This window comes from Nocardia barduliensis (genome assembly GCF_013315795.1).
In the GTDB taxonomy this organism is placed as follows: Bacteria; Actinomycetota; Actinomycetes; order Mycobacteriales; family Mycobacteriaceae; genus Nocardia; species Nocardia barduliensis.
This window is the reverse complement of sequence record NZ_JABLTE010000020.1, coordinates 19,245-45,426: the sequence shown is the minus strand read 5'-3', so window position 1 is coordinate 45,426 and position 26,182 is coordinate 19,245. Positions and strand designations below refer to the sequence as shown.

Annotated in this window: 30 protein-coding genes and 2 pseudogenes; 19 read left to right on the top strand and 13 right to left on the bottom strand. The window is 66.1% G+C overall.

Annotation, left to right across the window (positions count from 1 at the left end; all coding sequences use genetic code 11):
- Nucleotides 1-469: 469 nt before the first annotated feature.
- Together HOV91_RS41060 and HOV91_RS11550 are read right to left on the bottom strand one after the other, a co-directional pair.
- A complete protein-coding gene (locus HOV91_RS41060) occupies nt 470-613 on the bottom strand; it encodes an HAD hydrolase-like protein (RefSeq protein ID WP_083888032.1) in 144 nt (47 codons plus the stop codon).
- Nucleotides 607-1,035, bottom strand: coding sequence for an HAD family hydrolase (locus HOV91_RS11550; RefSeq protein ID WP_051047322.1), 429 nt, complete (start codon nt 1,033-1,035; stop codon nt 607-609). Before HOV91_RS11550 ends, HOV91_RS41060 begins: the two co-directional genes overlap by 7 nt.
- Nucleotides 1,036-1,381: 346 nt before the next feature.
- Between HOV91_RS11550 and HOV91_RS11545 the strand changes: the two genes are divergently transcribed.
- The gene (locus HOV91_RS11545) at nt 1,382-2,329 is read left to right on the top strand and encodes a glycosyltransferase family 2 protein (RefSeq protein ID WP_063711429.1); all 948 of its coding nucleotides are present in this window, start codon (nt 1,382-1,384) and stop codon (nt 2,327-2,329) included.
- 111 nt (nt 2,330-2,440) lie between these two features.
- Here HOV91_RS11545 and HOV91_RS41055 read toward each other — a convergent pair.
- From HOV91_RS41055 to HOV91_RS11525, 4 genes and pseudogenes are all read right to left on the bottom strand, one after another.
- Nucleotides 2,441-2,632 (bottom strand): annotated as a pseudogene (locus HOV91_RS41055) (histidine phosphatase family protein); the annotation flags it as partial.
- A 245-nt stretch (nt 2,633-2,877) separates the two neighbouring features.
- Nucleotides 2,878-3,159 carry a hypothetical protein gene (locus tag HOV91_RS11535; RefSeq protein ID WP_157227678.1) on the bottom strand — a complete coding sequence of 94 codons (282 nt, stop codon included), beginning with the start codon at nt 3,157-3,159 and terminating at the stop codon, nt 2,878-2,880.
- Nucleotides 3,160-3,282: 123 nt separating this feature from the next.
- Nucleotides 3,283-3,642, bottom strand: a complete 360-nt coding sequence (locus HOV91_RS11530) for a DUF397 domain-containing protein (RefSeq protein WP_043737219.1) — start codon at nt 3,640-3,642, stop codon at nt 3,283-3,285.
- Nucleotides 3,639-4,499, bottom strand: coding sequence for a helix-turn-helix domain-containing protein (locus tag HOV91_RS11525; RefSeq protein ID WP_051047323.1), 861 nt, complete (start codon nt 4,497-4,499; stop codon nt 3,639-3,641). The genes HOV91_RS11530 and HOV91_RS11525 overlap by 4 nt, the downstream gene beginning before the upstream one ends.
- A gap of 259 nt (nt 4,500-4,758) precedes the next feature.
- Here HOV91_RS11525 and HOV91_RS11520 point away from each other — a divergent pair, with 259 nt between their 5' ends.
- The 9 genes and pseudogenes from HOV91_RS11520 (at nt 4,759) to HOV91_RS11480 (ending at nt 12,148) form a co-directional block, all read left to right on the top strand.
- Nucleotides 4,759-5,094 carry a hypothetical protein gene (locus HOV91_RS11520; RefSeq protein WP_157227680.1) on the top strand — a complete coding sequence of 112 codons (336 nt, stop codon included), beginning with the start codon at nt 4,759-4,761 and terminating at the stop codon, nt 5,092-5,094.
- An 81-nt stretch (nt 5,095-5,175) separates the two neighbouring features.
- A complete protein-coding gene (locus HOV91_RS11515; RefSeq protein WP_157227682.1) occupies nt 5,176-5,451 on the top strand; it encodes a hypothetical protein in 276 nt (91 codons plus the stop codon).
- Between the two features lie 225 nt (nt 5,452-5,676).
- Nucleotides 5,677-6,015 carry a hypothetical protein gene (locus tag HOV91_RS11510; RefSeq protein WP_157227684.1) on the top strand — a complete coding sequence of 113 codons (339 nt, stop codon included), beginning with the start codon at nt 5,677-5,679 and terminating at the stop codon, nt 6,013-6,015.
- A gap of 223 nt (nt 6,016-6,238) precedes the next feature.
- Nucleotides 6,239-7,753, top strand: a pseudogene (gene istA / locus HOV91_RS11505) (IS21 family transposase); the annotation flags it as partial.
- A gap of 143 nt (nt 7,754-7,896) precedes the next feature.
- Complete coding sequence (gene istB / locus HOV91_RS11500) at nt 7,897-8,676, top strand: IS21-like element helper ATPase IstB (protein WP_043734947.1); 780 nt, start codon at nt 7,897-7,899, stop codon at nt 8,674-8,676.
- Nucleotides 8,677-8,815: 139 nt separating this feature from the next.
- Complete coding sequence (locus HOV91_RS11495) at nt 8,816-10,045, top strand: helix-turn-helix domain-containing protein (protein ID WP_051047486.1); 1,230 nt, start codon at nt 8,816-8,818, stop codon at nt 10,043-10,045.
- Complete coding sequence (locus HOV91_RS11490; protein WP_051047485.1) at nt 10,042-10,941, top strand: phosphotransferase enzyme family protein; 900 nt, start codon at nt 10,042-10,044, stop codon at nt 10,939-10,941. Before HOV91_RS11495 ends, HOV91_RS11490 begins: the two co-directional genes overlap by 4 nt.
- A gap of 488 nt (nt 10,942-11,429) precedes the next feature.
- Nucleotides 11,430-11,708, top strand: coding sequence for a hypothetical protein (locus HOV91_RS11485; protein WP_043738566.1), 279 nt, complete (start codon nt 11,430-11,432; stop codon nt 11,706-11,708).
- On the top strand, nt 11,705-12,148 hold the full coding sequence (locus tag HOV91_RS11480) for a hypothetical protein (protein ID WP_043738565.1): 444 nt from the start codon (nt 11,705-11,707) through the stop codon (nt 12,146-12,148). The genes HOV91_RS11485 and HOV91_RS11480 overlap by 4 nt, the downstream gene beginning before the upstream one ends.
- A 117-nt stretch (nt 12,149-12,265) precedes the next feature.
- Here HOV91_RS11480 and HOV91_RS11475 read toward each other — a convergent pair whose 3' ends face one another.
- Nucleotides 12,266-12,658, bottom strand: a complete 393-nt coding sequence (locus tag HOV91_RS11475; protein ID WP_174185408.1) for a hypothetical protein — start codon at nt 12,656-12,658, stop codon at nt 12,266-12,268.
- A gap of 54 nt (nt 12,659-12,712) precedes the next feature.
- Between HOV91_RS11475 and HOV91_RS11470 the strand changes: the two genes are divergently transcribed.
- The 8 genes from HOV91_RS11470 to HOV91_RS11435 all read left to right on the top strand — a co-directional run bounded on the left by HOV91_RS11470 (nt 12,713) and on the right by HOV91_RS11435 (nt 20,332).
- A complete protein-coding gene (locus HOV91_RS11470; RefSeq protein ID WP_174185407.1) occupies nt 12,713-13,516 on the top strand; it encodes a cytochrome P450 family protein in 804 nt (267 codons plus the stop codon).
- A gap of 12 nt (nt 13,517-13,528) precedes the next feature.
- Nucleotides 13,529-14,770 carry a cytochrome P450 family protein gene (locus HOV91_RS11465; protein ID WP_245560547.1) on the top strand — a complete coding sequence of 414 codons (1,242 nt, stop codon included), beginning with the start codon at nt 13,529-13,531 and terminating at the stop codon, nt 14,768-14,770.
- 34 nt (nt 14,771-14,804) lie between these two features.
- Complete coding sequence (locus HOV91_RS11460; protein WP_043738564.1) at nt 14,805-15,302, top strand: hypothetical protein; 498 nt, start codon at nt 14,805-14,807, stop codon at nt 15,300-15,302.
- A 458-nt stretch (nt 15,303-15,760) separates the two neighbouring features.
- A complete protein-coding gene (locus tag HOV91_RS11455) occupies nt 15,761-17,608 on the top strand; it encodes an acyl-CoA dehydrogenase family protein (RefSeq protein WP_043738563.1) in 1,848 nt (615 codons plus the stop codon).
- 49 nt (nt 17,609-17,657) lie between these two features.
- Nucleotides 17,658-18,203 carry a hypothetical protein gene (locus HOV91_RS11450; RefSeq protein WP_043738562.1) on the top strand — a complete coding sequence of 182 codons (546 nt, stop codon included), beginning with the start codon at nt 17,658-17,660 and terminating at the stop codon, nt 18,201-18,203.
- Entirely contained in the window at nt 18,200-19,006 is an 807-nt protein-coding gene (locus tag HOV91_RS11445) for an SAM-dependent methyltransferase (protein WP_051047483.1), read from the top strand. The genes HOV91_RS11450 and HOV91_RS11445 overlap by 4 nt, the downstream gene beginning before the upstream one ends.
- Before the next feature lie 145 nt (nt 19,007-19,151).
- Entirely contained in the window at nt 19,152-19,304 is a 153-nt protein-coding gene (locus HOV91_RS11440; protein ID WP_157227898.1) for a hypothetical protein, read from the top strand.
- 47 nt (nt 19,305-19,351) lie between these two features.
- Entirely contained in the window at nt 19,352-20,332 is a 981-nt protein-coding gene (locus tag HOV91_RS11435) for a dimethylarginine dimethylaminohydrolase family protein (protein WP_312884566.1), read from the top strand.
- On the opposite strand, the gene HOV91_RS11430 is transcribed toward HOV91_RS11435, so the two are convergent.
- Complete coding sequence (locus tag HOV91_RS11430) at nt 20,228-20,656, bottom strand: YhaZ family DNA alkylation repair protein (RefSeq protein WP_157227896.1); 429 nt, start codon at nt 20,654-20,656, stop codon at nt 20,228-20,230. The genes HOV91_RS11435 and HOV91_RS11430 overlap by 105 nt on opposite strands.
- A 160-nt stretch (nt 20,657-20,816) precedes the next feature.
- On the bottom strand, nt 20,817-21,365 hold the full coding sequence (locus tag HOV91_RS11425) for a hypothetical protein (protein ID WP_051047481.1): 549 nt from the start codon (nt 21,363-21,365) through the stop codon (nt 20,817-20,819).
- 137 nt (nt 21,366-21,502) lie between these two features.
- On the opposite strand from HOV91_RS11425, the gene HOV91_RS11420 reads away from it, so the two are divergent.
- Nucleotides 21,503-22,351, top strand: a complete 849-nt coding sequence (locus HOV91_RS11420) for a TauD/TfdA dioxygenase family protein (protein WP_063711451.1) — start codon at nt 21,503-21,505, stop codon at nt 22,349-22,351.
- A gap of 54 nt (nt 22,352-22,405) precedes the next feature.
- On the opposite strand, the gene HOV91_RS11415 is transcribed toward HOV91_RS11420, so the two are convergent.
- From HOV91_RS11415 to HOV91_RS11400, 4 genes are all read right to left on the bottom strand, one after another.
- Nucleotides 22,406-22,789 carry a GFA family protein gene (locus HOV91_RS11415; RefSeq protein WP_051047480.1) on the bottom strand — a complete coding sequence of 128 codons (384 nt, stop codon included), beginning with the start codon at nt 22,787-22,789 and terminating at the stop codon, nt 22,406-22,408.
- 140 nt (nt 22,790-22,929) lie between these two features.
- Nucleotides 22,930-23,844 carry an amino acid--tRNA ligase-related protein gene (locus HOV91_RS11410; RefSeq protein ID WP_051047479.1) on the bottom strand — a complete coding sequence of 305 codons (915 nt, stop codon included), beginning with the start codon at nt 23,842-23,844 and terminating at the stop codon, nt 22,930-22,932.
- Entirely contained in the window at nt 23,841-24,944 is a 1,104-nt protein-coding gene (locus HOV91_RS11405) for an inosamine-phosphate amidinotransferase 1 (protein WP_051047478.1), read from the bottom strand. The genes HOV91_RS11410 and HOV91_RS11405 overlap by 4 nt, the downstream gene beginning before the upstream one ends.
- A gap of 45 nt (nt 24,945-24,989) precedes the next feature.
- Entirely contained in the window at nt 24,990-26,021 is a 1,032-nt protein-coding gene (locus tag HOV91_RS11400) for a fatty acid desaturase family protein (protein WP_245560546.1), read from the bottom strand.
- Between the last annotated feature and the right edge of the window lie 161 nt (nt 26,022-26,182).

Sequence of the window (26,182 nt, the reverse complement as noted above, 5' to 3'; positions counted from 1 at the left end):
GACCCCGACTGTCGGCATGGCAGCGTTGACGAGGGTGCCGTCCCTCACAAGGAACAACATCACCGGTGCGGTACTGCTCGATCTCCTCGAGCCGATCCGGCAGTGCCTGGGTGTCGTGTGAAGGCTCAACCTGGGGATGTCCGTGAACGCCGACAGCCTGGGGCGACAATGAAGCGGGACTCGACCCTGGCACTGCGGAAATCCACCCGCCAGGCTGGTCGGTGATTGGCCGTGAGCCGGTAGGTGATCTGGGTGGCGGCGAGTAGGTGTACGAATTCAGCGACTGGTTTGTCGCGTAGCGGCCCGGATCATGGCGGTGCGGTAGGCGGGCGCGGCGCCGAGGGCGGCCACCACGGGGGTTGAGCCCGAATTTCACCTCCGGACGGGCCTACCGCAGGGTCGTACCCGTGGGCCAGGCCCGACCGGCATGAGGGCTAGTTCTAGCACGTCCAAGGAAGCTGGATGGTAGTCAGTAGGTCGCGCGGGTCCGGCACTCGTCGGGTCCGGGGGGCAGAGGCATGCCCGCAGCCGTGTTGTCTCGATCGACGTGGACAACCGACATTCCTGCGGCCAGGGCTCCGAGGATGTCAGCCGTCCAGCTGTCGCCTACCACGACCTGTCGGGTTCGGTTCCGGCAAGGTCGACGGCGGCGCGGAACATCCGCAGGTGGGGTTTACGGGCGCCGCCGCGGGCCGACACCACGACCCCGTCGATGAGGTCGGTCAGTCCGGCCTGGTCGAGGGCCGATTCGACGTTCCATGTCCAATTCGTGCAGACGACGATGGCAACGCGGTCGTCGCGTAGCGCGGCGAGTACTTCGGCGACCTCCGGATACGGTTTCATCGTCCAGGTCGACCCCTCCGCGTGGATCTCCTCGACGGGGGAACCGATATCGGCGGTGACGTGGTGGGCTCGGATCATGGCGGCGATGCGGGCCTTCTTCCAGGCCGTGTAGGTCTCTCGGAAGCGCGAGGCGGCGATAGGCTCGCTGCCGTCGGCGGCCTGGCTCAACAAACCGGGCAGCGACCCGATCATCGAGTGCGATGCCGTGACCGGCGAAACTTCTCGCCAGGAACGCCCGCGGCGCTAGAACGCCAGGAGCGTGCCGAACATGTCGATGATCGCAGCTCTACGACGAGGCATGCCCACCGTAGAACCTGCCAGTCGGTCGATATCTACGGGCGCCATCGAAGTTCACTTCTTTCGCGAAAAGTGTTACACAGCAATAGATGTCGGCTCTGCGCGTGGCGGGTTCGCAGGCGGTGACCCTCCTGCGATCGGGCTCACATTCGGATATAGTCTGCTGCCGACCAGCCCGACGAGGAGTTTCCGCCGCGGATGTCGGTGGCGGAGTGCGATCAGATGCGGAATGAGGAAGAGGATGCCGGAGTCCGGCCCGAAGACATCGACCGACGACCTTGTCTCGATAGTGCTCGTCACCTATCAGAGTGCCGATGACCTGCCCGAATGCTTGTCCTCGCTCAAAGCGGCAGCGGGTGGCTACGACTTCGAGACCATCGTGGTCGACAACTCCTCCGGCGACAACAGCGTCGAGATCGCCCGAAGCTTCGGGGCGACGGTCATCGCGAACTCGGACAACCCGGGGCTGTCGGCGGCGATCAACCAGGGTGCGGCCCGTGCGTCGGGCCGCTGGCTGTTCCAGCTGAACCCGGACACCGTGCCCGAGGAGAAGTCCATCGAGCAGTTGGTGGACCGCCTCAAAGCCGACCCTCGTATCGGTACGGTCGGCCCGAACATCGTGCAGCCAGACGGTGCCGCCTACCCGACGGGGCGGAGGTTCCCGTCGCTGGGCGTCGGCGTGGCGCATGCTCTGCTGGGTAAGGTCTGGCTGTCGAACCCCGCCACGCGCCTATACCTCATGGACGATCTGGACCGCAGCCGCGTGCAGGATGTCGACTGGGTCTCGGGCTCGTGCATGATGATCCGCCGCGAGGCGTTCGAGGCCGTCGGCGGGTTCGACGCGGGCTACTTCATGTACTTCGAGGAGACCGACTTCTGCCTGCGCCTGAACCGGGCCGGGTGGCGGGTGGTGTTCGATCCGGCGGCGACCATCATGCACAAGGTCGGCGGGTCAACCAAGAGCGCGCCGTATCGCAAGATCATCAACCATCACAAGAGCGCGCTGCGGTTCTTCCGCCACCGCAACCAGGGCAGCCCCTGGATCGTCCTGACTCCCGTCGTCGCTGCGTTCCTGGCTGCTCGTGCCGCGGTGTCTCTCGCCGGTGTCGCCCTGAAACAGCGCAGGCAGGCCGCAGTAGACCGCATGTTCGCAGTGGTCGGGGTCCAGGCCGGGCCCCGCAGTGTGTAGCCCGTCGGCGCGGAATTCGAGTCGATAGACCCGGGGCATCGGCATGGCGCGGCTGAACGGCCAGCCCACCCGGGTCAGGCCGAGGCCGATCGGGGCGCGGGCGATGAACGTGCCGTGGCTCGCCACCACGACCACGCCGCCGCGATGCCGGCGTCCCAGCGCGGCCACCGCGCGGGTCGCCCGCGCCGTGAGCTGGTTCAGGCTCTCCCTGCCTTCGCGGGCGCGGGCCGGGTCTGCCCAGCTCTGGGCATAGTGCCGCTCCCACTGCGGCGTAGGCGGCAACCCGGAATCCCATTCGCGCAGCTGACCACGCCCCCGGCACGGTCGCGGGCGCGGCCGACATCTACCGGGCCAACGGGATCGAGTTCCAGCCTCGGCGGCGCGAGGACCGGCTCAGTGTGAGTTTCCCGCTTCCTTGGAGGGGCCGACAATGCTACGTCGCGCTGGAGGCTGCTGGCACGTCGATGACTGTCGGGCGAGAGCGATCGTGTTGCTTGTTGACAAGGAATCTGAGCCACACAGCTTACGGCTATGGAGCTGGCTCCACATCACCGGCAACGGACAGCGGAGGGGCGGGGGGCTGTGGTGATGTCGCGGTGGCGGTCGATGAAGGTGCCCATCATCCCGTCCCATGAGTGATCGGAATTCTCGCCGACGACGAGGAGCTGGCTGCGGTGTATGCGGCGTTCCCAGTCGGAGTCGGAAAGCGCGGCAGCCTGGGCGAAGGGCTGGCTGAAGGCTGCGGGGTCGGTGCGGAGTGCTTCGAGGCGAAGTTCGCGGAGGTGCGCGCCATGGCCGGGGCATGGCCGTCCGATCGTCCAGGTTGGCATCCGTCCGACGGTACGAGGGTCCTGCGGCACGAGCGAATGAAATTGGCGGCCCACCTCTACTTGGTAGGCCACCAATTAGAGATCGTTGCGGTCAGACGGTCACTAGGTCAACTCACAATGAGGTCAGACTGAGGCCGGGATGAACTCACCGGCGCGAATACCTGCGACGAAGGCAGTCCATTCGGCGGGGGTGAACTCCAAAGTAGTGCCGACAGCATCGCGGACTACGGTGCCGTGGCTGTCCGTAGTAATGCTGGGGACAGCGATGCTGCCGCCCTGGATGTCGTTGCCGAGGGTCAACTCGAGGAATGCTGCCCAGGCAGTGACGGGCACGGCGATGGTGGGTTGCAGGTCTGCGGGGCCGTTGTATTTGTCGTCGCGGACGAGCACCATATCGCCGTCGAATCGCACTTCTACGCAGTTGCTCGAGGAGGCCGAGAACGAGGACTTGAACCAGTCGCGCCGGGGGGTGGTGCTGCTCATGCGGATGATCCTATCTGTGTGATTACGTCGCGAATCCGTGCAAGAGAGTCCTCACGCGAGAGCGACGCCTGCGCGGCGGAGGCGAAGGCCGCCGTCAAGGTTTCGATCTTTGTGGTGTCTTCGATCACCTCGGCGACCACGGCTGATTCGTGCCAGCCCAGGGGCGCGGCCTGGTCGCCGGGGAAGTCGAGGATATGGAAGGTGGAGCCGCCGAGAGTGGGGCCGCTGGAGCTGGTGAAGGGCAGAATCAGCACTTGCACGGTGTCGTGTGTGGTGATGATGTCGACCAGGCGCTCCAGCTGGGCGCGCAGGACATCGATGCCGCCGAACTGTTGATGCAGCGCAGCTTCGCAGATCACGACGTTGAATCGGACCGGATCGGCGCCGCCGATGCGCTCCTGTCGCTTCATTCTCGCTTGGACACGGCGCCGGACCTCCGGTCGGCGGACGATGACCTGGTCGCCGGCGATGAGGCTGCGTGCGTAGTCCTCGGTCTGCAGCAGACCAGGGATGAGCAGCGACTCGAACGACGAAATCTCCTCGGCACCGTACTCCAGGCCCCACAGCCGAGTCTGTTCGGCGTTGAACAGCCCGGCGTACTCGTCCCACCAACCGCGGGCCTTGGCCAGCGCGCGTAGCTCGGTCAGCTTCTCACGCTCGTCGCCGTCGATCTCCAGCAGATCGAGCAGCGCCAGGTGCTTCTCTTCCGGCAGCACCATGCGGTCTCGTTCGATCTTGTACCAGTAGTTCGGCGCGTAGCCAAGCTGCTTGGCGATCTTGGTGCCAATCAGCCCGAGGTCGGTCTGCCTGCGCCGCAGCCGTTCGAACAGCTCCCAGCGCGCGACGGTCGGTGACATCGGTGCCACGACGTGTCCTCTCCAGTCGGGATGAGCGGATATGTGAAGACGATACAGGGTCTGCACGCACCCAACTGGCCACCTAGCATGTTAATTAACATCTTGAATCTGTTTACGTTTCAGTAGAGATGTTGACGTTTAAAGAGCGTGTCACTTACCGTATGAATGTGTCGGCTATCACCTTGGCCAGAGTGGCCGACACACCCTCCGATGCGGAGTGCGTTGGCGCTCCGCGCATCTGGACGCCAAGGGGCAAAACATGGCAAGCGAGAGTGACGAGCACCGAGCCCGAGGTGCGCAGATACATCAGCACCACGACGGCAGTCTTTCCATCGCTCAGGCGCGCGTTCTCAGGGCGCTGAACTGCGGCGGAACGCTCACCAAGAAGCAGATCGAGGTGGCGGCTGGCCTGACGAGGTGGAAGACCCGGCAGACCGTCACGGAACTGACCCGCCGAGATCTGATCTTCGACAGCGCCCGGCTGGACCGCTATGAGATCACCCGGTTAGGCCGCAACACTTTGGCGGCTCAGGCGTCCGACTTCGGGCGGCTGGAGGCGGAACATGGAAGAGCTACAGGACCGGACTCCCGGTGACTACATCGAGTACGGCTTCCAGTCGACGTGGCCTCCCGTGTTGCGGAGGGCCTGCACAGGCTGGATTCCGAGCCTTTTCCGATGCCTGGGCATGGCGGCATGAGTGAACACATCACGGAGGTGGACGGGCTGCAAGCGACCTGGCGACTGGAACGGCTGCGGATAGAGATCATGAACGTGCACAACCAATCTCAGTCGGTTGAGGTGACGTTCGCGCCTGGCACGGATTTGGCAGCCGCACGGGATAGACGTCCGAAGTGGGCGCGGCCGTGGGACCGGATACGCAGCGAATTCTGGATGGAATACACGTCGGCCACCGGACGCAACCCGACTGTTCGCGCAGTGCGGTTGTGCTGATAGGCAATCGAGACGCACGCGAGCTGTGCAGCCCCTGGGCGATCGTCACCGTGCAGGACTACCGCACTTAGTACGGCGCTGCGGCCGAGTTCTCGGCCTAGGCACACCGACAGCATTTGGCACCGGTCGCCATCGGCGGCTCTATGGCCCCAGGACATGAAACATCTTCCCAATCAACGGCTTTTCCTGCGGTGATCCCACCCCTGCCCAGAGGAGATGAACATATTGAGATCACTCGCAGCTATCGGCTACATCCGCCGCGATGTGTCCGGAACCCGTCAACACTGGGATGAGACAGAAATCCGCCGTCTGGCCCACGACTTGGGCTACTCCCTCGCCAAAATGGCCGTGTTCGGCGACGACGTGGACCATCCGGCGCTGCGCCTGCGCAATCTGGCCCGCAACATGACCCGCGTACACGGGGTGGAGATCTCGGCTGTGCTCACCCCGAATCTCGATCATCTCGACGGTGATGCGGGGCCGGTCATCGAGTGGTGCGACGAGGTTGTCACCGTGGACGACGGTGCGACCTATGCCCGCACCGAGTCAGATGTCATCGCGTAAGGCCGTGGAGGCAACTATCACCGGCGATCAAGGTCGTTCTGTGTCAGCGTTCACGGAAATCCCCAGGTTGAGCTGGTTCTCGTTCACGTAATTCCCCAGGGTCGCGTTCACGTAATTCCCCATCGGGAACCCGAACGCGACCGGTTGGTCCTCGCAAGGAGTTGGCTGCTCCCATCCGATGAAGGTGATGGGAGCCAGAGTTTTGGCGAGGAGAACGTTCGACGTGGTCGATATCGTCGAGATCTTGGTTCACTGGCATGCGGGTCGTTCGCAGAGCCAGATCGCGGAAAGCCTTGGGCTGGACCGCAAAACAGTGAAGAAATACGTCGATCCGGCCGTGGCGGCCGGGCTCGCCCCGGGTGGGCCGCAGCGGTCGCCGGCGGAGTGGAACGAGCTGGTGCGGGCATGGTTCCCGCAGATCGCTGACACGAAGGTGCGGCAGATCACCTGGCCGGAGATCGAGCAGCATCGCGACTTCATCGTCGCGATGAGCAAGGCCGGAGTGACCCGGCAGACGATCTGGCAGCGGCTGCGTGACGAACACGGCCTGACCGCGTCGGTGTCGTCGTTGAAACGCTATATGGACGCCAACCTGCCCGAGGAGAACCTGCGCGGCCGGGTGACGGTGCTGCGGGAAGACCCGCCCGCAGGTGAGGAAGCGCAGATCGATTACGGGTATTTGGGTTCGTGGGCCGATCCGGTGGGTGGGAAACGCCGCCGGATCTGGGCGTTCGTGATGGTGCTGGCGACCTCGCGGTTCATGTTCGTGCGCCCGGTGCTGACCATGGATCAGCGGGCGTGGACCGAAGCGCATGTGGAGGCGTTCGCGTTCTTCGGTGGCGTCCCGAAGCGTCTGGTGCCGGACAACCTGCGCACCGGGGTCGCGCGGCCGGACCTGTATGACCCGAAGATCAACCGCTCCTATGCCGAATTGGCCCACCATTACGGCACTCTCGTCGATCCCGCTCGCCGAGGAAAGCCCAAGGACAAGCCGCGGGTGGAGCGGCCGATGCCGTATGTGCGCGATTCACTGTGGCGCGGACGGGAATGGACCTCGCTGGCGCAGATGCAGCAGGCCGCTGTCGAGTGGTGCCGGGATGTGGCCGGGCAGCGACGGTGCCGGCCGTTGGAGGGCGCGGCCCCGATGGCGGTGTTCGAGGCGGTCGAACGCGGCGCGTTGATGCCGTTGCCGGACAAGGACTTCGTGCTCGCGGACTGGTCGAGCGGCACTGTCGGCCCGGACATCCATGTCAAGGCCGGACGGACTCTGTATTCGGTGCCGTGGCGGTATATCGGCCGGAAGGTGGATGTCCGGTCGACGTATTCGATGGTGCAGATCTTCGACCGCGGCGAGTTGATCGCCACGCATGTGCGCAAACCGTTCGGCAAGCAGTCCGACCTGTCGCACTATCCGCCGGAGAAGATCGCCTTCGCGATGAAGGGCCCGGCCTGGTGCCGCCAACGAGCCCCCGAGATCGGTGAGGCAACCGTCGCGGTGGTCGCCGAATTACTCAGCGAGAACGCGCTGTTCCGGCTCCGCGCCGCCCAGGGCGTGCTCGGGTTGGCCGACCGTCACGGCGAATCCCGGCTCGAATTGGCGTGCGCCAAAGCGATCGCCGTCGGGGATCCGTCCTATCGGACCATCAAGGGCATCCTCGCCGCCGGCCTGGAAGCCGATCCGCCGCCGCCAAGCAGCGGCGATGGAGGCGCCGCGGCGTTCTTGCATGGTCCTTCGCGGCTGTTCGGGAACGTGTTGGCGCTGCCCAACCCGGACAACCCGGCCGCGATCCGCGCCACCACGAACGCCGCGATGGACACCACCGCGGCGGAGGCCGACCGCGGTGACGCGGCCGATGACGAACACGGCCAAGGGGTCTCGGCATGATCGTTGATGTCGCCCTGGAACAGGCGCTGCGACAGCTCAAGCTGTCCGGGATGTTGCAGACCCTCGAGTCCCGGCTGGCCCAGGCCCGCGCCGGCGACCTCGGGTATATCGAGTTCCTGCAGGTCTTGTGTCACGACGAGATCGCCCGCCGCGAATCACAAGCCATCGCCCGCCGCATCCGCCGCGCCCACTTCGAACAGCAGGTCACCCTCGAGGAATTCGACTTCACCGCCAGCCCGAAACTGCCCGCCGCGCAGATCCGCGATCTCGCGGCGCTGCGGTGGCTGACCGTCGGCGAGTCGGTAGTCCTCTATGGCCCGGTCGGGGTGGGCAAAACACATGTGGCACAAGGTCTCGGCCATCTGGCGATCCGCCAGGGCGCCGAAGTCCGGTTCACCAAGACCAGCCGGCTGCTGGCCACCCTCGCGGGCGGTCATGCTGACCGGACCTGGGACAAACGCCTGGCCGAATTCGTCCGGCCCGCCGTGCTGATCCTGGACGACTTCGGCATGCGCGAGCTGACCGCGCCCCAGGCCGACGACCTCTACGAACTCATCTCCGAACGATCCACCTCCGGCGGCTCGCTCGTCCTGACCTCGAACAGATCACCCGTCGACTGGTACCCACTGTTCCCCAATCCCGTTGTCGCCGAATCACTCCTGGACCGGCTCATCAACACCAGCCACCAAGTGTTCATGAACGGACCCTCCTACCGCCCGAACAAACGACCCGGTGGCAAGGACCAACCCAAGACGCCGAAGAAGGAGGTCGGGTAGAACATCAATCAGGACCCACCACCTGCGGAATTACGTGAACACAGGCACCGGGAAATACGTGAACGCCGACACGTTCTGGTGTTCGCCGGGACGATTTTCTGGGCCGCGTGTGTTGCCTCGCGACGGTCGGGCAGGCCCGATGATCGACCGTGACAACGTATTCGGCGAGTTGATGCGTAGGCTGCGCGAGCGGCGTGGTCTCTCGCTCAAGGCTCTCGCCGCGCTGACGGTGTATGCGCCGACAACCCTGCATCACATCGAGCAGGGAGAGCGGCCACCGACCACGGACATGGCCACTCGCCTCGATGACGTTCTGCAGGCGGATGGGGCCCTGCTGTCGGCGGCCACCGACGCCGCGTTGCAGCGGCTGCTCACCACCGCAGCGCAGGAGTCGACGGACCTTGTGCGGTGGGTGAGCGAAGAACCGGTGGTCGGGATCTCCCAAGACGGCCTGACGCGTGATCTGAGCCGAATTGCACGTGGTTACGTGCACCGGCCGCCTCTGCCGCTGCTGACCGACCTGCTGCGTGTGCGGAAGCAGATCGCGCAGCAACTGGATCAGGCGCGGCGACTCCAGCGCCGGCGCGAACTGTCCCTGCTGGGGGCGGTCGCGGTCCAACTGCTGGGTGAACTCACCGATGATGTGGCGGGGAATTCTGAGGCCGCGATGCGGCATGCCGTGGCTGCCGAGCTGCTGGCCCAGGAAGCCGCGCATCCCGGATTGCGGGCGTGGGTGGCCGGCACGAAGGCCCTGATCGCGGAATGGTCTCCGCAGCCACACACGGCACTGGACGTCATCGACGACGCGGCCGGGTCGGCGCCGCCGGGCGACTACCGGGTCCGGCTGTTTGCGTTGCAGGCACGGTGCGCTGGTCGGCTCGGTGATATCAGCCTTACCCGTTCCGCCGCGGTGCGCACCGTTGCCGCCGCCGAGCAGGCACGCGATGCGCCTGATGAGGTGACCGCGTTCGGTGGCGCTCTGACATTCCCGCACGCGAAGATGGCCTACTACCTGGGCTGCGCGTATCAGGCGATTGGTGACCACCAGCATGCCGAGCGGTGGGCGCTGGATGCCATCGGCGAATACACTGTCGGTCCACCCGAACACCGATCCTACGGGGACGAGGCCCTGGCTCGGGTCTCGCTGAGCCTGTCCCGGATCGCCTGCGACGAGTTCGAAGGCGCGCGGGAAATACTCTCTCCGGTCCTGGAACTTCCCACCGAGCAGCGGATCACGGCCATCATGGAGGGGATGAATACCGTTACCGCCGCGATCCGCGAGCACCGCCATGCCCAAGCACCCGTCGCCCAAGACCTTCACGAGGCCATCCGCGGGTACACCACACCCTCGACCGCGGCCCTGGCATGACGGAGCTGGCCGCGCACGACATCCTCATCGCCGCCTGCGAACAGATCGGGCTCGACGCCCGGGACGCGCGGCTGCTGCGCGCCCACAGCAACGCTGTCTGGCTCCTTCCGCGCCCGCCAGCGGTGGTCCGGATCGGGCGACGCCAGCACCGCGGCTTGCGGTTTCAGGCGGGGCTGACGCTGACGCGGTGGCTGGCCGAGCATGAGATTCCGGTGACTGAGCCGCTGGTGGACCGGGCCGTCGACATCGACGACGCCACCGTCACGGTGTGGCGCTACTACCCGCAGCAGCAGCGCGGTGAACCTCCGATGCGAGACCTCGGCGCCATCCTGCGCCGGCTCCACGCATTGCCGACCCCGCCGCTGGAACTGCACCCGTATCCGCCGCTGTCCGGGCTGACCACCATCCTCGGCTCGGATGCGGCACGCCGAGTTCTCGAGCCGGATGATCTGACCTGGCTGTCCGACCGCGCCGACGAACTGCTCGACCGCTACCAGGGCCTCGAATCCGTCCTGGGCGTCGGGTTCATCCATGGCGATCCGTATCCGGCGAACTGCCTGTGGGACGGCGACGAGCGGGTTGTGCTGGGAGACTGGGACGAGGCCAGTATCGGCCCGCGCGAGCTGGATCTGATCCCCACCTGCCACGACCACCTCCGATTCGGGGCCTCCGAAGGTGATCTCGCGCAGTTCTTCCGCGCGTACGGTCTCGACCTCGAGGAGTTCCGCAGCTGGCCGGGGTTCACCTTGCTGACCTCGATGCGTGACCTGCACACCCTCACCGGCTACATTCGCCGCGCGGCCGGTGCCGATACCGCCGCAACCGGCGAACTCCACCGCCGCCTGGGCATGCTCCGAAACCCCGGCGCCGGCACCGAGCCCTGGCACGGCATGTAGACATCATCGGCGCGGTGCATCTCGGTCGGGATCTACAGGATCGCGGCCAAGATGCGAAGTGCGTGTTCTCCTGGGCCGTTGCGGCACAGAAGCTTCGGCGCATGTTGGTTCATTCGGTGAAATATCCGCTCCGGCACGGTACTCCGCGCTCGGTCCTCGCGTGCACATCCGGTCTGATCGTCTCGCCGTGGCGCCGCCTGCCGCTATGTCAGGGTCTCCCTGGCGTGAAAGCGCCGGGTGGCGAAGGCAATTTTTCGCTCTGACCTGCGTACCCATGAACTGGACAAGTGATTGGGTACGCGCGCCCTATTGTGTGGCGTTGCTTCGTTTGCCGAAAATTGTTCCAGCACCAGTTATTTCGCTGCATCGCGAACGCTACTCACCTCGGTACACCGAGCTGTGCAGGTCGGCGCCGTACCCCTTGCGGGGCCGCTCTGCATAGCGCGGCGATAGCTGGTGCCCAAGACATGGGAGGTATTCGAATGTGCATGACGAAGTTGTTGTCGTACATGCCCGCCGAGGAACGCGACAGGATGGCGCTGGGCGACTGCGCAACACCGCCCGATCCGGAGATCACCACCGTGCAAGCGCATCTGCTGCGGTCACAGCACGCAGGACATCCCGTCACCTGCGTACGCAGACTGGCCCGATCCCGGGAGGAGGACGAGAGCCGCCGCGAATTCCCGTACGCCCCGTTGCGTTCGGCGAGCGGCGGTGCAGTAGTGGGCGAGCCGGGTGCGCAGCCTGCGCAGGCGGGGACGATATGACCGACGCCAGCATTGCGCAGAGCTGGCCGGACTCGCTGGCGTTGATCGGGGCGGTGTCGGATGCGCTGTGCGGAAAGTACACCGCTGTCGATGCGCATCCGGCGCTGAGCGTGGCGTGCGGGATGGCGCTGCTGTACAGGCAGCGCCGCGAGGACACCCAGCGGTTCAGTGCTCCGCCGGCCGCGGTCAACTGGGACCAGGCCGAGGGGCCTGCGGATACCAACCCGCCCGAGCTGCGTCTGTGTGCTGAGTTCGACCGGATCGCTGCCACAGCGTTCGACCTCGGCCCGGCGCGACCGGGTGTGCTGGCCGCGCGAGTCGCGTACTGGACCATCTGCGAGAACATCCCCTGCGTGGTGAGCGCGACCCGCGCCTACGACGACTGCGTTACCCGCCTGAAGGCGGCGCCGAACAACCTCGGCGAGCACGTCTCCCTCTAACCATCCACCACCGTTCTTCCCTGGCGGCCCGCGCTCACCGCGCATGGGCGTCCGGATCCTTCCCCTCATAGTCGGCCGCTGCGACGGACCGGCTTGATTCGTCGTGCCCCGAGCACGTCATTTCCCTGCCCGGAGGCACATTTGACCACCCCAGCATCCCCACCAGGAACCGGCACATGCCCGCACGCCGACGCCGATCGGGCGGTGCAGCTGTACGGGCCTGAGTTCTTCGCCGATCCGCACCGGACATATCAGCAGATGCACCGCGACCACGGGCTTGTGGTTCCGGTGGAGACCGGGCCGGGGAAGAAAGCGACCGCGGTGATCGGGTTCCAACACGCCCGCGAAGTCCTCGACGATCCCCTGCACTACCCGACCGACCCGAAAGCAGGGCAGTCCCACCAGCGTGCCGAGCGCCGGGATCGGCCGGATCTGGCGCGGGCCAGCGGCACCGATCACGCGCGGTTGCGCCACACGGTACGCGAGTGCCTCGAACGCATCGATCAGCACGCACTACGCACCACGGTCGGTCAATTCACGGCCGGACTGATCAAGACATTCTGCATGGAAGGCTCCGCCGATCTCGTTGATGAATTCGCGAGCCCGCTTGTCGTACAGACATTTTCGTGGATGTTGGGTCTGCCTCCGGATATCTGGGACGAGGCCGACATCGCGGTCCGGACATTGCGCACCATGGGAGATGCAAGCGCACTGACCCCGCTCGTCTGGTCGGCTGTGGAGGCCGCCCGGATGACCCCGAGGACAGATGTGACCTCATGGTTGTGCGGGCATCCTGCAACCCTGGACGACTACGAGGTGGTTCAGCAGGTGCTGCTGCTGTACACCAGCGGATGCCTGCCGACCATCGATCTGATCGTCAACGCTCTCATGCTGGTAATGACCGACGAAGAGTTCGGCGGCGACGTGATGTGCGGGTCGCTGACCTTGCGGGACGCGCTCGAGCACGTGCTGGCCGTCGAGCCGCCGCGGCCGACTCTTCGCCCGCGGTTTCCCCTGAGCCTGCAGATCCGCGATGGCGTACACCTGCATCCTCGTCAGCCGGTGCTGGTCAGCCTGGCCGGCTGTGCCGCTGATCCGGTCATGGCCGCCGACCACACCAGGAAGGTCGGCAGCCGGTCCCATCTGGCTTGGGGCGGCGGCCAGCACAAATGCCCGGACGAAGCGGCGGCGATAGCGATGCTCACCGCCGAAGAAGCCCTGAACCTGCTGTTCGAATCCCTCCCCGACATGCAGCGGGCACCCGGCACGCGGATCGAGTGGCTGCAAACCCTGTATCACCGTGCGCTGGTTGCCCTTCCGGTCACGTTCGCCCCGACATCACCGCTTCCACACCCCATCAGCACGTAGGAGACCACTGCTGTGCCGCCGAACTCCATTCCCGCCCTGTCGGACGCGGATTCGACACCGATCGAGGACGTGTGCGAACGAACCCTGATCCACACTCAGGACTTCGCCGATGACCCTCACACGGTCTACGCCTGGATGCGCGCCCAGGGCCCCATGGTCCCCGTCGAACTCGCCCACGGCGTACCGGCGACGCTGGTCGTCCGCTACCACACCGCGCTGCGAATCCTCCGCGATCCCGAACGCTTCCCCGCCGACCCACGCCGATGGCAGCACACCATGCCCGCCGGGTGCCCGATCGCGCCGATGATCGAATATCGGCCCAACGCGCTGCGCAGCGCCGGAACCGACCACGACCGCTATCGACGCGCCAACATCGACAGCCTCGACGGCATCGATCTGTTCCGCCTGCGTGACGAGGTGATCGACGCTGCCGAAAAGCTGCTGGATGCCCTGTGCCACCGACGAGACATCCAGGACGCCAACCAAATAGACGTCATCGCCGACTACGCGCGCCCGCTGGTGTTCACGGTACTCAACCGGATACTCGGCTGCACCGACGAGGTCGGCAACGATGTCGCCTGGGCGATGGCCCGCATGTTCGAGTCGACTGAGGACACCGAACAGGTCAACAAGGTGCTGGGCCAATCGCTGGGCGGGCACATCGCTGCTAAGAAGGCCGCGCCCGGAGACGATGTCACCTCGCGCCTGATCGCTCACCACACCGGCTTGGACGATGTGGAACTGATCCACCAATTGGTGACCTTGTATGGGGCGGGTATCGAACCGACGACCAACTTGCTGGCCAACACCTTGCGGTTGATATTCAACGACCCCCGATTCGTGGCAGGCGGGGATGGTTTCGGTGTGCCGATCAGAGAGGCGGTCACCGAGAACGAGATCACCGACCCGCCGATGGCGAACTACTGCCTCTCCTATCCACCGGCCGGGGTCACGGTCGACGGGATCTGGCTGCCCGCCCACCAGCCGGTGGTGATCAGCATGGCCTCCTGCAACAACGACCCCGCCGTCAACACCGGCGACGGCGAATACCTCCAGGCCGGCTGGGGCCTGGGCTATTCCGCCGGGCCGCACCAGTGCCCGAAACCGGCGCAGGCCGTGGCACGTCTGATCGCGACCGAAGGCATCACGCGGTTCATCGACATGCTGCCCGACGCCCGACCGCAAGGGCGGCCGACCTGGCGGCCGGGACCGTTCCACCGGGCACTGTCCGCCTTCCCCGTCAGCCTGCACTGATCCCCGTATCCCGCTCCCAACAAGGACACCACCGATGACCATCGATCCTGCCCCCGTCGCGCTGGACTACAACGGCGCAGCGGTCCCGCACACCTTCCTGGACACCTATCACCGCGAGTTCATCGACCACCACCGCGCCACCGGGCACCTGAGCCCTCAGCAACTCGACGATCTCGACCAGAACCCTCACTACTACCTCGAGTTCTTCGACCAGCAGCTTGCCACCGCACGCTCGGCCCTGGACCTCGAGCAGGCCCTCACCCTAGCCGACGTCATCAGCACGCCGACAGACCAGTTCGACCGCCGATGGTGGCCGCACCCGGGCCGCACCATGGCCGTCGTGCTACGAGCCGGCGCCGACGTGCCGCATCATAACGAGCGATGGCGCGCGGACTGGCTGGTCCTGGCCACGGTGTGTGAAACATGGACACCCCCGCAAGCCTTCGCCGTCCTCGGCGCACTCACCCGCGGCCGCCACGTCTGTTCGGACTGGGTCGGCACCCTCCACGCAACCGGCCTGTGGCTCGGCTAACCCCTTCGTCCCAGGCGCCGCCGCGGCGCTCGGCGGCACAGAAAGTGTCCGGCCAGCAGAGAACGACGTGACACAACCGAATCTCGTTGTGTCGCATCGTCGACCCTCTCTGCAAGTCCGGCTTCCCAGTAACCAGAACCCGTGAAAGGGGGGTGTTGCCCGCCTATATCGGCGTCGGTCCGACAACGGCGAATGACCGAACTATTGATCCAGCGCTGCATTTGATTACAGCGAGATAGGCACAGCAGTGCCCCGCAGGGAAAACCGCAGGTCCATTCAGTGACGCCAGGATCTGTCGTGCAGCTCTGCGGGGCCGGTGCACCCACACGCACCGCTGCCATTCACCCACAGCTCCACCTCAGCACGCCATCACGAAAGTGCGTGCAGCTCGAAGCGTTCGGTGACACGACCCCGCCGTTTTTACCGGGCGCATCACCGGCACTCCCGAAGGGACAGTCATGACAACCCACGGCACGCTGGACGGTCCACTCAACACCGATCTCGTCGACGCCTTGCACACGGTGTTGGTCGGCCCAGACTCCCCGCTGCACGCACGGGTCCGTGAAGCAGTGCTCGCTGTGCGGGACGTGCCGACGTCCGGGCTGACGTACGCCGAACAGCACTCGCGTACACCGGGTCTGCTGCGGGCACTCATCCGCGAAATGGGCGGATCCGCGCTCGATATCGCTGGTGATCCCCGGCTGCGGGGGGTCCTGTTCGAGGAGGCGGCTATCGCCGCGCCTTCGGTGCTGACCTTGATGAGCGGGCACCTCAACCTGGCGCTGGGCGCCATCCTCGCCTCCGGGATCGGCACCGAGTATGTACAGCGCTGCGCCACCGACCTCGATACCGGCGCGGCGGTGGGTGTGCTGATGCTGACTGAGTTGGCCGGCACCAACGGACCCCATTGCCGCACGACCGCCACCTGGGATCCGGCGGTCGGAGGGTTCCGGCTGGCGACCCCAACCATCGGAGAGAAGCCAACCATCGCAGAGAAACCGGCCGTCGAAGCGGCGAAGTTCATGCCGAACCTGGCAGGAAGGTCCCCGAAGATCGCAGTGGTCACCGCGCGCCTGCAATTCGACGGCCGCGATGAAGGGGTGCTGCCGTTTCTGCTGCGCGTACGCGACGCCGATGGGCAGCTCGCTCCCGGGGTGCGGGTGAGGGCGCTGGCGGAGAAGATCGGGTCGGCCTCGGCGATGGACCACGGCCTGATCGTGTTCGATCCGGCCGAGTGCGTACTGCCTCGCGAGGCGTTGCTGGGCGGGGACTGGGCGCGCATCACCAGCAGCGGCGAATTCGACTGCACTGTGCAGTGGGAGCAACGGTTCGCCCGCACGGGTGATCCCCTGGGTGGTGGCCGGGTGGACCTGCCGTGCGGAGCGATCGCCACTGCTCGCGCCGCGCTGGCGGGAGTCGTCGGTTACGCCGGTCAGCGCCGCCCGGGCCGGACGGTCATGATCGACCGCGGACCGGTCCAGCGCGACATCGTGACCGCACTGGCGGCGGTCTGGGCCACCAGCATCCTCGGCCGGCGGGCACGCGAACTCCGCGCGGCCGGTGCATCACCGTGGGTGACGCTGGGGCCGATGGTGGCCAAGCCGCTGCTGTCCGGCACCGCTTTTGACGTGCTGGTCATGTGCCGCCGCCGCGCCGGCGCGCAGGGCATTCTGCGCTCGAACTACATCCCGGACTGGATCGCCAATGCCGACGGCATCTCCACCGCCGAGGGCGACGACCAGATCATGCAGGTCGCGGCGGGACGACACTACAAGGATCTGCTCGAGCTGCACCTGCGGGAAACCCCCGGCAGTCTGCCGTCGTACATCGAGCCGCTGATTGCGCGCGAGCACACAATCGCGGCCGGGATGCACCAAGGCAATTACGGTGCGGCAGGACCGGTTTGGGGGTCGGATACCGCGGCCGCGGAGCTGACCGCCGCGACCGGGGAACGCCTGGCCGCGACCGCACTGCACATCGCGGCGGCCACCGCACCCCATCCAGCCGCCGAACGGCTTCTGCACTCGGCGGCTGCTGCCTACGCGCTGGGCTGCATCTACGAGCACGGCGGCTGGTACACGGTCCACGGCCTGATGAGCGCCGAGCAGGCCACCCGGATCCACACCGAACTGATCGAGCACCGCAGCGTGCTGGCGGACTCCATGGCCGAACTCGTGGCCGCGTTCGACATCCCCGCCCTACCCGGGGCGCCGCTGTTCGCCCGCGACTACCTCGACCCCTACCGGACGCTGACCGGCTCGAACGCCGACACGGCCGCTGCGGTTTCGGTCCGCCAGGCCAGCTGAATCGGTTTTTCCTACCACCTGATCCCGCACGAGCAGAGAAAGGACAGCTATGGGTCTGGCCGATGAAGAAGGCTGGGATGATCCGACCCCCATCCAGAGGTTCCGCAGGAGGTTGCTTGAGTGGGAGGCACTTTCTCCCGAGGAGGCCCGGACGTTGCTGCGTGCACCGATTCCGGCTGCGTTTCCCGCCGACGGGTACAGAATCAGAAAAGCCTATATCGAATACCTGCGGCTGATCGGCGACCCGCAATGGCAGCAGCGCATGACCGATCTCGACCGCTCCGGATTCCACCGGTACTGGGCGGATTACGACCCCGTGGTGTGGGGGCCGTGGCGTGAGCCCGCCACCCCGCTCCAGCAGTACTTGAACGCCCTGAAATTCTGCGACGAGGATTCCCGGGTGCTGACAGCCATGGAGCTGCGCAACCATGGAGCCCCGGCACCCGTAGCAGCGGACGGGGAGGAGATCTGCCGAGCCTGGTGCCAGCTACGAATCCTCATCGGCGACCCCCGAGGCCCGCAACTGCTGAGGTGGTCCGAAATAGCGGCGGACTCCAACCCGGCTGGAACTGGCGAGGAGGGGGAAACCGGATGAACAGCTATACGCACAGTCCGGAGCGAGCGCACAGCGGCCGCATTCACAGCGCCCTGCTGGGCGGCAAAGATGCCTATTCCCTCGATTTCGCCGCCAGCGAGCGGCTGGCCGCCGAGGCGAAGCGCTTCCAGATGGCGACTCGCGCGACGCGGCTGTGGCTGTTGCGCGCGGTGGAGTATCTGGCTGCGGAAGAGCAGGTTGCGCAATTCGTGGAGTTGGGTTCGGGTTACCCGCTCGCACCGAACGTCCACGACGTCGCACGTGAACACCTGCCCGCCGCGCGTACCCTCTACGTCGACCATGATCCGGTGGTCGCGTCTCACGGTCGGGCTCTGCTCGCTGATGATGCTCAGACATTCTTCTCCCATGCCGATCTGACCGACACCGACACCATCGTCAACGAGATCACGACCGTGCTGGACCTTGGTGCGCCTGTGGCGGTGTGTCTTTCGTTCGTGGCGGAGTTCATCGCCGAGCCGGTCGACGTCGTCGACGCTGTGACCGCCGCGTTGCCGCGTGGCTCTTTCGTGGCGCTGAGCCACGTCGCCGACGACATAGAACCCGGTGTGGTCAAAAGTGCTGCCGAGGTCTACGCCAGCTATGGCATCGACTTTCGACCCCGCTCGCGCGGAGACGTGGCTTCGTTGCTGGCGCGCTGCGACCTCGTCGAGCCGGGGCTGGTTGCTCCGCATCGATGGCGACCGGCTGACGAACTCGACCGTCGCCGTGCGCGGCGCAAGCGCTGGGAGCCGCCGCAGGAGGAGCAGGTGTGCTGCTACGTCGCCGTGGGGAAGCTTCGCTGACCGGATCGAGCAGCATATGTCCACCCTTTCAGCGGGGTGGGCCTCCAAGTCCGAGTTGCCATGCGCCACAGCAGTTTTCCAGAAATAGTATCGGGGTGGGTGGCGCGGTCGGCGCAGCCCGTCGCGTCACAGCGAGGGGGTGTGCATGCCGGGTAGTCAGCTCGTGGTCGTCTTCGTCGGCCTGGTCGTCATTATGGTGGCGGCCAGGGCGATGGGGTGGCTGGTGGAGAAGGTCGGACAGCCTGTGGTGGTCGGGGAGATCGCGGCGGGGATCCTGGCAAGGACATGGGCGGCGTAGGTTTCGACGAGCAGCGGATCGACAGCGCGGCAGTGACGGGAGTTCGGGTGAGACGGGTCGGGGTGGACAGCGAGTTCGGGGAGCTGCGGTCGGTGGTGATGCGTCATGCTGGGCCGGTCACGCTGGATCTGTCCGGGTCGGTGGATCCGGTGCTGGCACGCCAGCGCGAGACCAGCCGATGGGGGCCGTATTCGCCTGTCCGTGTGCGCGCGCAGCAGGACCGCTTCATTGATCTCCTGCGCGGCCGCGGTGTGGAGGTGGTGCTCGCCGAGCAGGTGCCGGGCTCCTACGGCCAGCACTACACGCGCGATATCGGGTTCGTCGTCGACGATGTGTTCGTGGTGTCCCGGTTGCACTCGCGGCGGCGGCAAGGGGAGTTCGCGGGGGTGCGGCGTCTGGTGGAGCGCATCGAGCGGGTGGCCTATCTCGATGCGGGCACGATCGAGGGCGGTGACGTGATGTTGCACGACGGGCTGGTGCTGGTCGGCCTGAGCGAGGAGACCTCGCCGGCCGGGGTCGACGCGCTGCGCTACCAGCTCGACCGGCTCGGCAGCGACCGCACCGTCCGGCCGATCGAGTTCGCCTGCGGTGGCATCGTGCACTTGGACGACCATTTCAACATCGTCGCGCCGGAGGTGGCACTCGTGCACCCGGGCGTGTTCGACGATGCTCAGATGCGTTGGTTCGCAGCGCATTTCGACTTGATCCCGGTGACCGGCGAGGAGGCTGCGGCGGTGGAGGTGAACGCCTTGGCGCTGGGGCCGGGTGTGGTGGTCGTCGCCGAGCGCAGCGAGCGGATCGCCGCGCAGCTCGATGCGCGGGGAATCGAGGTGTTCCCGGTGGACTATTCCGAGGTCACCCGGATTCCGGGCGGTTTCCGCTGTTCGACGCTGCCGTTGGCCCGCGCGAGCGCCGTCGTGCCTTCACCTGGCGGGCAGCAGTTCGAAAGCGGCCTCGGCGATTCGGCGGCCGTTGATCTGGATCTGCAATCGGCTGGTGCCGGGGGAGAGTTTGCGGCTGGCTGTTGAACGCAGCGGTTGTGTCCGGGTCACGGTGCGGGATTCACCGGGGTTCAGGTCGAGAGTGGTCCCTTTGAATATCGCTTCCCCGTGGCCGGATCGGGCCCGTGGGTAGGTCGGGACGTAGTCGATGACGACGCGCTCGGTGGTGGTGCCGGTCGCCCGCAGGGTGCAGTCGACGCCGAGGCTGTTTCCGATGGCCACCGCGGGTGCGTCCAGGCGTAGTTCTGCGACATCGACCGCCGGGGTGATCGACAGTCCGAGGAATTCGAACGCACCGGGGTGCCCCTTTTTGACCAGTGTGCGCAGCGATTGCCTGACGATGAATTCCATTTCCTTTGGGCGCTGCCTGTGCGATTCACGCCACCGACCCAGAGTGGTCAATACCAGTTCTGGATCGGTAGCGGTGATGTCGTTGAGGTGATTGGCAACCGATTGGGTGACGAACCGAGAATCGTCGGAGAACAGTTCGTCCAATATCGGAATTGGGACGTCAACGGGGGAGGGTGATGCGGGGCGACCAGGGAAGTTTAGGGCGTGTTCCTTCGCTGGCGAGACGACGGACGTGATAGTCGGGATCGCGACTCCATTCCGCAACAGTTGTCATCGTCTCGTCGGGGTATGCGTTGAGGAAATAGCGCAACGCGTCTTCGGCGGTGAAATGCTTGGTTATTTCTTTCAACGCGTTGAGTGAGGAGTCGAGGTTTTCGCGGGTGCATCCGTAGCGGGCGATGAAATCGGAATACGGGGCGTAGGTGTAGAGACCGAAGTCGCTGCCGGTGAAGGTTGCATCGTCGTGCGGGGGCAGCGCGGCAACCACGATCGCTGTCGCGGTGCTGACATCGGCGGGCAGGTGATCCGCCAAAGCGTCTGCGACACAGGCGATTCGGGCTTTGAGTTCCAGCTGTGGAAGTTGCGCCATGACGGTGGTGACGAACCCCTCGGCGTCGAAGCCGGGCTCGACGCGTGATAGATCGCTGGCCAGCGATTCGACCCGTGCGCGGTTCATGGCGGATTCTTTCAGCGGAATCGGCTGAGTCATGGCGAAATGATATCCTATTTTTCCTCTCGGACCGCAGTAGACCCTCATCTCGAGCAGATCTACCGCCACCGGGGAGCATCCGTCCCGGCTCTCCGATTTGAGCCTGAATACAGGGCTGTTCTTGCTAGAATTCATCGGTGAGTCGCTATCATATCGACCCGTTGGCATCCACATTCGGCGCTGAGGTTTTCGGGATTGATCTGTCCGGCCCGCTGGAGGAATCGGTTTCGGCTTCCCTCATCGACGATCTTCTGAAATACAGGGTCCTGGTGGTGCGGGATCAAGCCTTGTCGCACGAGGACCACATCCGGGTGAGCAGAGTGTTCGGTGAGCCGGAAATACATGTGCAGGATCAGTTCACGGTGCCGGGTTTTGCGCAGATCGTGACGATCAGCAACATTCATCGCAACGGCGTGCCGATCGGTCTGTACGACGGCGACAACGAGCAGGAGTGGCACACCGATCTGTCGTTTCGCCCGGCGATGAGTTCGGTGTCGCTGCTGTACTCGGTGATCGCGCCGGAGGTGGGTGGACAAACTCGGTTCGCCGATACGACCGCGGCCTACGATGACCTGCCCGCCGAGCTGCGCGCCCGGGTCGACGGGCTCGAGGCGGTGCACTCGATGGTGCATTTGTTCGAACGCCAAGCGGCTGACAACCCGGCGAAGGTGCCGCTGACGGAGGCTCAGCGGGCGCGGGTGCCGGATGTGGTGCATCCGCTGGTGCGGCAGCATCCGCAGACCGGGCGCCGGTCGCTGCTGCTGGGCGAGATGATCATCCGCAACATCGTCGGCCTCGATGAGTCCGAGTCGGCGAGCCTGCTCGATCGGCTGCATGCCCATGCGACCGCCGAGCGGTACGTGTACTCGCATCGGTGGGCGGTAGGGGATCTGGTCATCTGGGACAACCGGGCCACGATGCACACCGCCTCGCCGTGTGATCACACCCGCCACCAGCGTCTTCTCTACCGCACCACGGTCATGTGAACGTGATGGCCGCGCCGAGCGCCACTGCTCGGCGCGGCCATTCGATCGGCGGAGTCAGGAGCCGGCGTCGACGGTTTCGATGACCGGCAGCCACGGCACGGCGTTGTCCTTGCAGGACTGGTGCACCGGGGTCAGCGCGCTGTGGTCGTTGAGGGCCATCATCGTGATGCCCATGGCGTCGCCGCCTTCGTCGATCGCGGCGACGAGTGACCCGCAGTTGGGGCAGAACCCGCGCTTGGTGGTGGGGTAGGTGTGGTACCAGGTCGGCTCGCCGCCATTGCCGGTCCAGGCGAACGTGGCGAGCGGGAAATCGACCCAGGCTGTGACCGGGCCTCCGGCCAGTTTCTGGCAGTGCTCACACGAGCACAGGTGCGGCCAGTTTGCCTCGGCGTCGGCGCGGAACCGGATCCGGCCGCACAGGCAGCCACCTTCATACATCGGCGTTCCCCTCTCTATTCGAAATTCATTGTCAACAAAGCGGTTTCAGCACCCGGCCGTGACGGCCGGGCACCGGCCGGGCCAGCCTAGAGCAGCACAAGCGGCCGGTCCGGGACGTGGCAGGTGTGCCACGTCCTGGATCAGAAGGTCGCGGACTGCCGGAACAGGCGGATGTCGCGGACGCCGGTGGCGGCCATGCAGAGTCGTTCGATCCCGATGCCGAGCCCGACGCTGCGGGAGGGCACGGCACCGGCGAGGATCGCCTTCTGCACCAGCGACTGTTCGGGGTTGTAGAGGCCGATCGCGCTGGCGCGGCGGATGAACGCTTCGGCATCGGTCTCATCCTCGTAGCCGTGCACGACTTCGACACCGTCGATGAAAACCTCGAACCGATTGAGCACCGCGGCGGTGTCCTCACGCAGTTTGGCGCACGGCTCGTTGCCGCCGAGAGGCATATCGACCAAGAACAGGGCCATCCCGGCGCTACGTGGCTCCAGCTCGGCCGCGATATAGGCGTCGAGCAGGTCGTGCAGCGGTGTATCGGCCGACAGGTCGAGGTAGGCGGCGAGGGCGCCGGTGTGCCGGTCCAGGGTTTCGCGGGCGAGGTCGACGCCGACGGTGGTGCCGAGGTGTTCGGCGACCGAGATCCGCCGCGCGGCGCCGGGGTGTGCGAGACGGACCAGATTCTCCGCGAGCTCGATCAGGTAGTCGTAGCTCGACTCCGCGGCATACAGGTCGAGCATGCTGAATTCAGGGAGGTGGGTGTGGTCGGCCGGGTCGTTGCGGAAGCAGGCGCCGATCTCGAACACCCGCGGGGTGTGGGCGAGTTGGTAGCGCAACGCGGGGCCGATCATGCTGCGCAGCCACCCGTCGCGGCCGCCCACAGTGGCGCGGGCGCGTTTGCCGGTCAGGTCGTCGGCCTGCCGGAAGGTCGGGGTGGTGACCTCGGCGAACCCCTGGCCGCGCAACAAGGTTCGGATCTTATACAGCAGATCGGATTTGACCTCGATAGTCTGCCGCGGAGTCAGCGTAATCCCGGCTGCGGCGCGGCTCATGCGAAGTAGTCCTCGCGTCCGCCGGACCGCACCGTGTCCAAGGTGAAACAGTGAAAACCGCCAGCGAACAGGCGACGATGGCGGTGCTGGACGGGGATGACGGTCAGGCCCTTCTTCTCCAGGGTGCGCATCAAATCCGGGCACAAGCTGTTCACGACGACGGTGTCTTCGTCGACGGAGAGGACGTTGATGTCGATGTAGCGGCTGGTCAGGTTGAAGCCGAAGTCGCTGTAGTCGGGGAAGGCGTCCTCGTCCTGCTCGGGCGGCACGACGATGTCCCAGCCGTGCAGCGGTTCGGGCAGCGCGTCGAGGTAGTCGGCGGAGCGCAGCATCAGCAGGCCGGCCCGCAGTGGCACCACGATGGAATCGATGTGGCTGTCGGCGATGGCGTCGAGCCGGTGGAATCGCAGCTCGGGGAAGGCACGCCGCAGCCAGGACAGGCCGAGTTCGTGGTTGGTGTTGGCGACGTTGACCAGGACATCGCGGCCCAGGCGGATGCATTGGGCGCCGTCGAAGATCAGTTCGTGCCCCAGTCCGGGCAGCACGCGGGTGTCGGTGTCGCCGATGACCGCCGACAGGTCGACCGGCTGGCCGTCGAAGAAGCTCGGGTCCAGCGACTGGCGCGCCAGCGCCGGCCGCGGCATCGACATCCACCCTGATCCGGCGTGCAGGTAGCGGTAGAAGTGGGGCTTGAGGTAGTCGTTCTCGAACACCCGGCCCCGGATGTGGGGGGCAGTTTCCACGATGGTGTCACCGAGGATGATCGTCTGGTCGCGCACGTTCAGCGGTGGCGTCTCCCGGGCCGACCACCAGGGTGAGCAGATCACTGTGCGTTCGGTGACCGGCTCGGGACGCAGCACCCGCACCCCGGCCTCGGCCAGCGCGGCGCACAAGCCTTCCACGTCTTCCTCGAGCTCGTCGACCAGCTGCGGCGGGATCGCCAGCTCCCGGCTCCCGGCGGCCGCAGTCGGAGTGACGTTGTCGAGGTAGAACAGGCGGAAACTCGCATCAGCGTCGTGGGAGGTGTAGCCGTGGGGTTCGCCGACGATCACCTCACGCAACGTGGTGAATTCATCGAAACTGTTGACAGGCAGAGACATTCGGATCCTGTTCGGGGTCGTTATCGCGGCGCGGCGTCCGCAGAGTCAGGTGTTGGGCTGGCGTTCGGTGAGCTGGAGGTGGAGCGTGGCCACGATGTCGTCGAGCACGCAGGGGATGTGCGGGGTGGCGCGGCGGCGGAAGAAGTACCCCGAGCACCAGGGCACCTCGTCCCATCGGTGGTAGTGCTCGCGCAGGATGGTGGCGGCTTCGGGCAGCTCTCGCCAGCCGATGTTGGGGAACCAGTGGTGGATCGGGTGGTGCATGTCGTCGTTGTGGCCGCCGAGCAGGTGCCGGGTCAGCGCGTGCGAGGTCCAGCCGCGGGTCTGGCGGATGACGTCGGTGTTGTGGATCAGGCCGGCATGGTTGCCCAGGTCGGTCAGCCAGGTCACGATGGGGCGCACCACGATCAGCGGCAGCGCCCAGTACAGCGCGAAGTCGATGCCGTGCCCGAGCGCGGCGGCCGCCGCGGCGACGGCGGCCCAGGCCGCCCATCGGGTTCCGGCGGCCTTCCAGGTTTCGTCACCGGCCTTGCCTGCGAGGGTGAGGAATCCGTATTTGGGCAGCTGCCACAGCGCGTTGCCGATGATCACGTGGGTGACGAAGGCCCGTTTGTCCGGCCAGGGCGCGTGGGCGCGGCGGGAGATGTAGGAGCGCAGCATCGGATCGTCGGGGCTGCCGAGTTTGGCGTGGTGGATGCGGTGCGACCGCCGATAGGGGGTGAACGGTTCACCGAGCGCGAGGCAGTTCAGGTGCCCGAGGATGGTGTTCGCGCGGCGGGAGCGGGTGAGCTTGGTGTGGATTGCCTCGTGGGTCAAGTTCGACAGGTGCCGTTGCCGGATCCCGATGTAGATCACGCACACCGCGGTCAGGATCGGGTGGCCGACGGTGATGCCGACCGCGGCGGTGACGGCGGCCGCGAGATAGTCCCGGGCCAGATCGAGGGGGCCTTCGGCGCGGCCGCGGGCGCACAGGGCGTCCATGCGCGCGATCAGCTCGGGGCCGAAGGCGCGGCGGACCGGGCCGGACGCACCTGCCGAGGGGCGTCGGCGGGTGGACTCGCGCGCCGCGATGGTCATGCTGTTCTCCACGCTGAGTTCAGGAACGAGGCCATGGCAGCCGCTGTCGGTGGCGCGTGCGCGAGCTGTGGCCTCGATCGGAGTTGGAAAAGGGTGGCGGGGCCACGAGACGAGCTGGCGTCGTGCTGTCGCGTGGCCCCGCGCAGGGTGTTCGTGCCTGG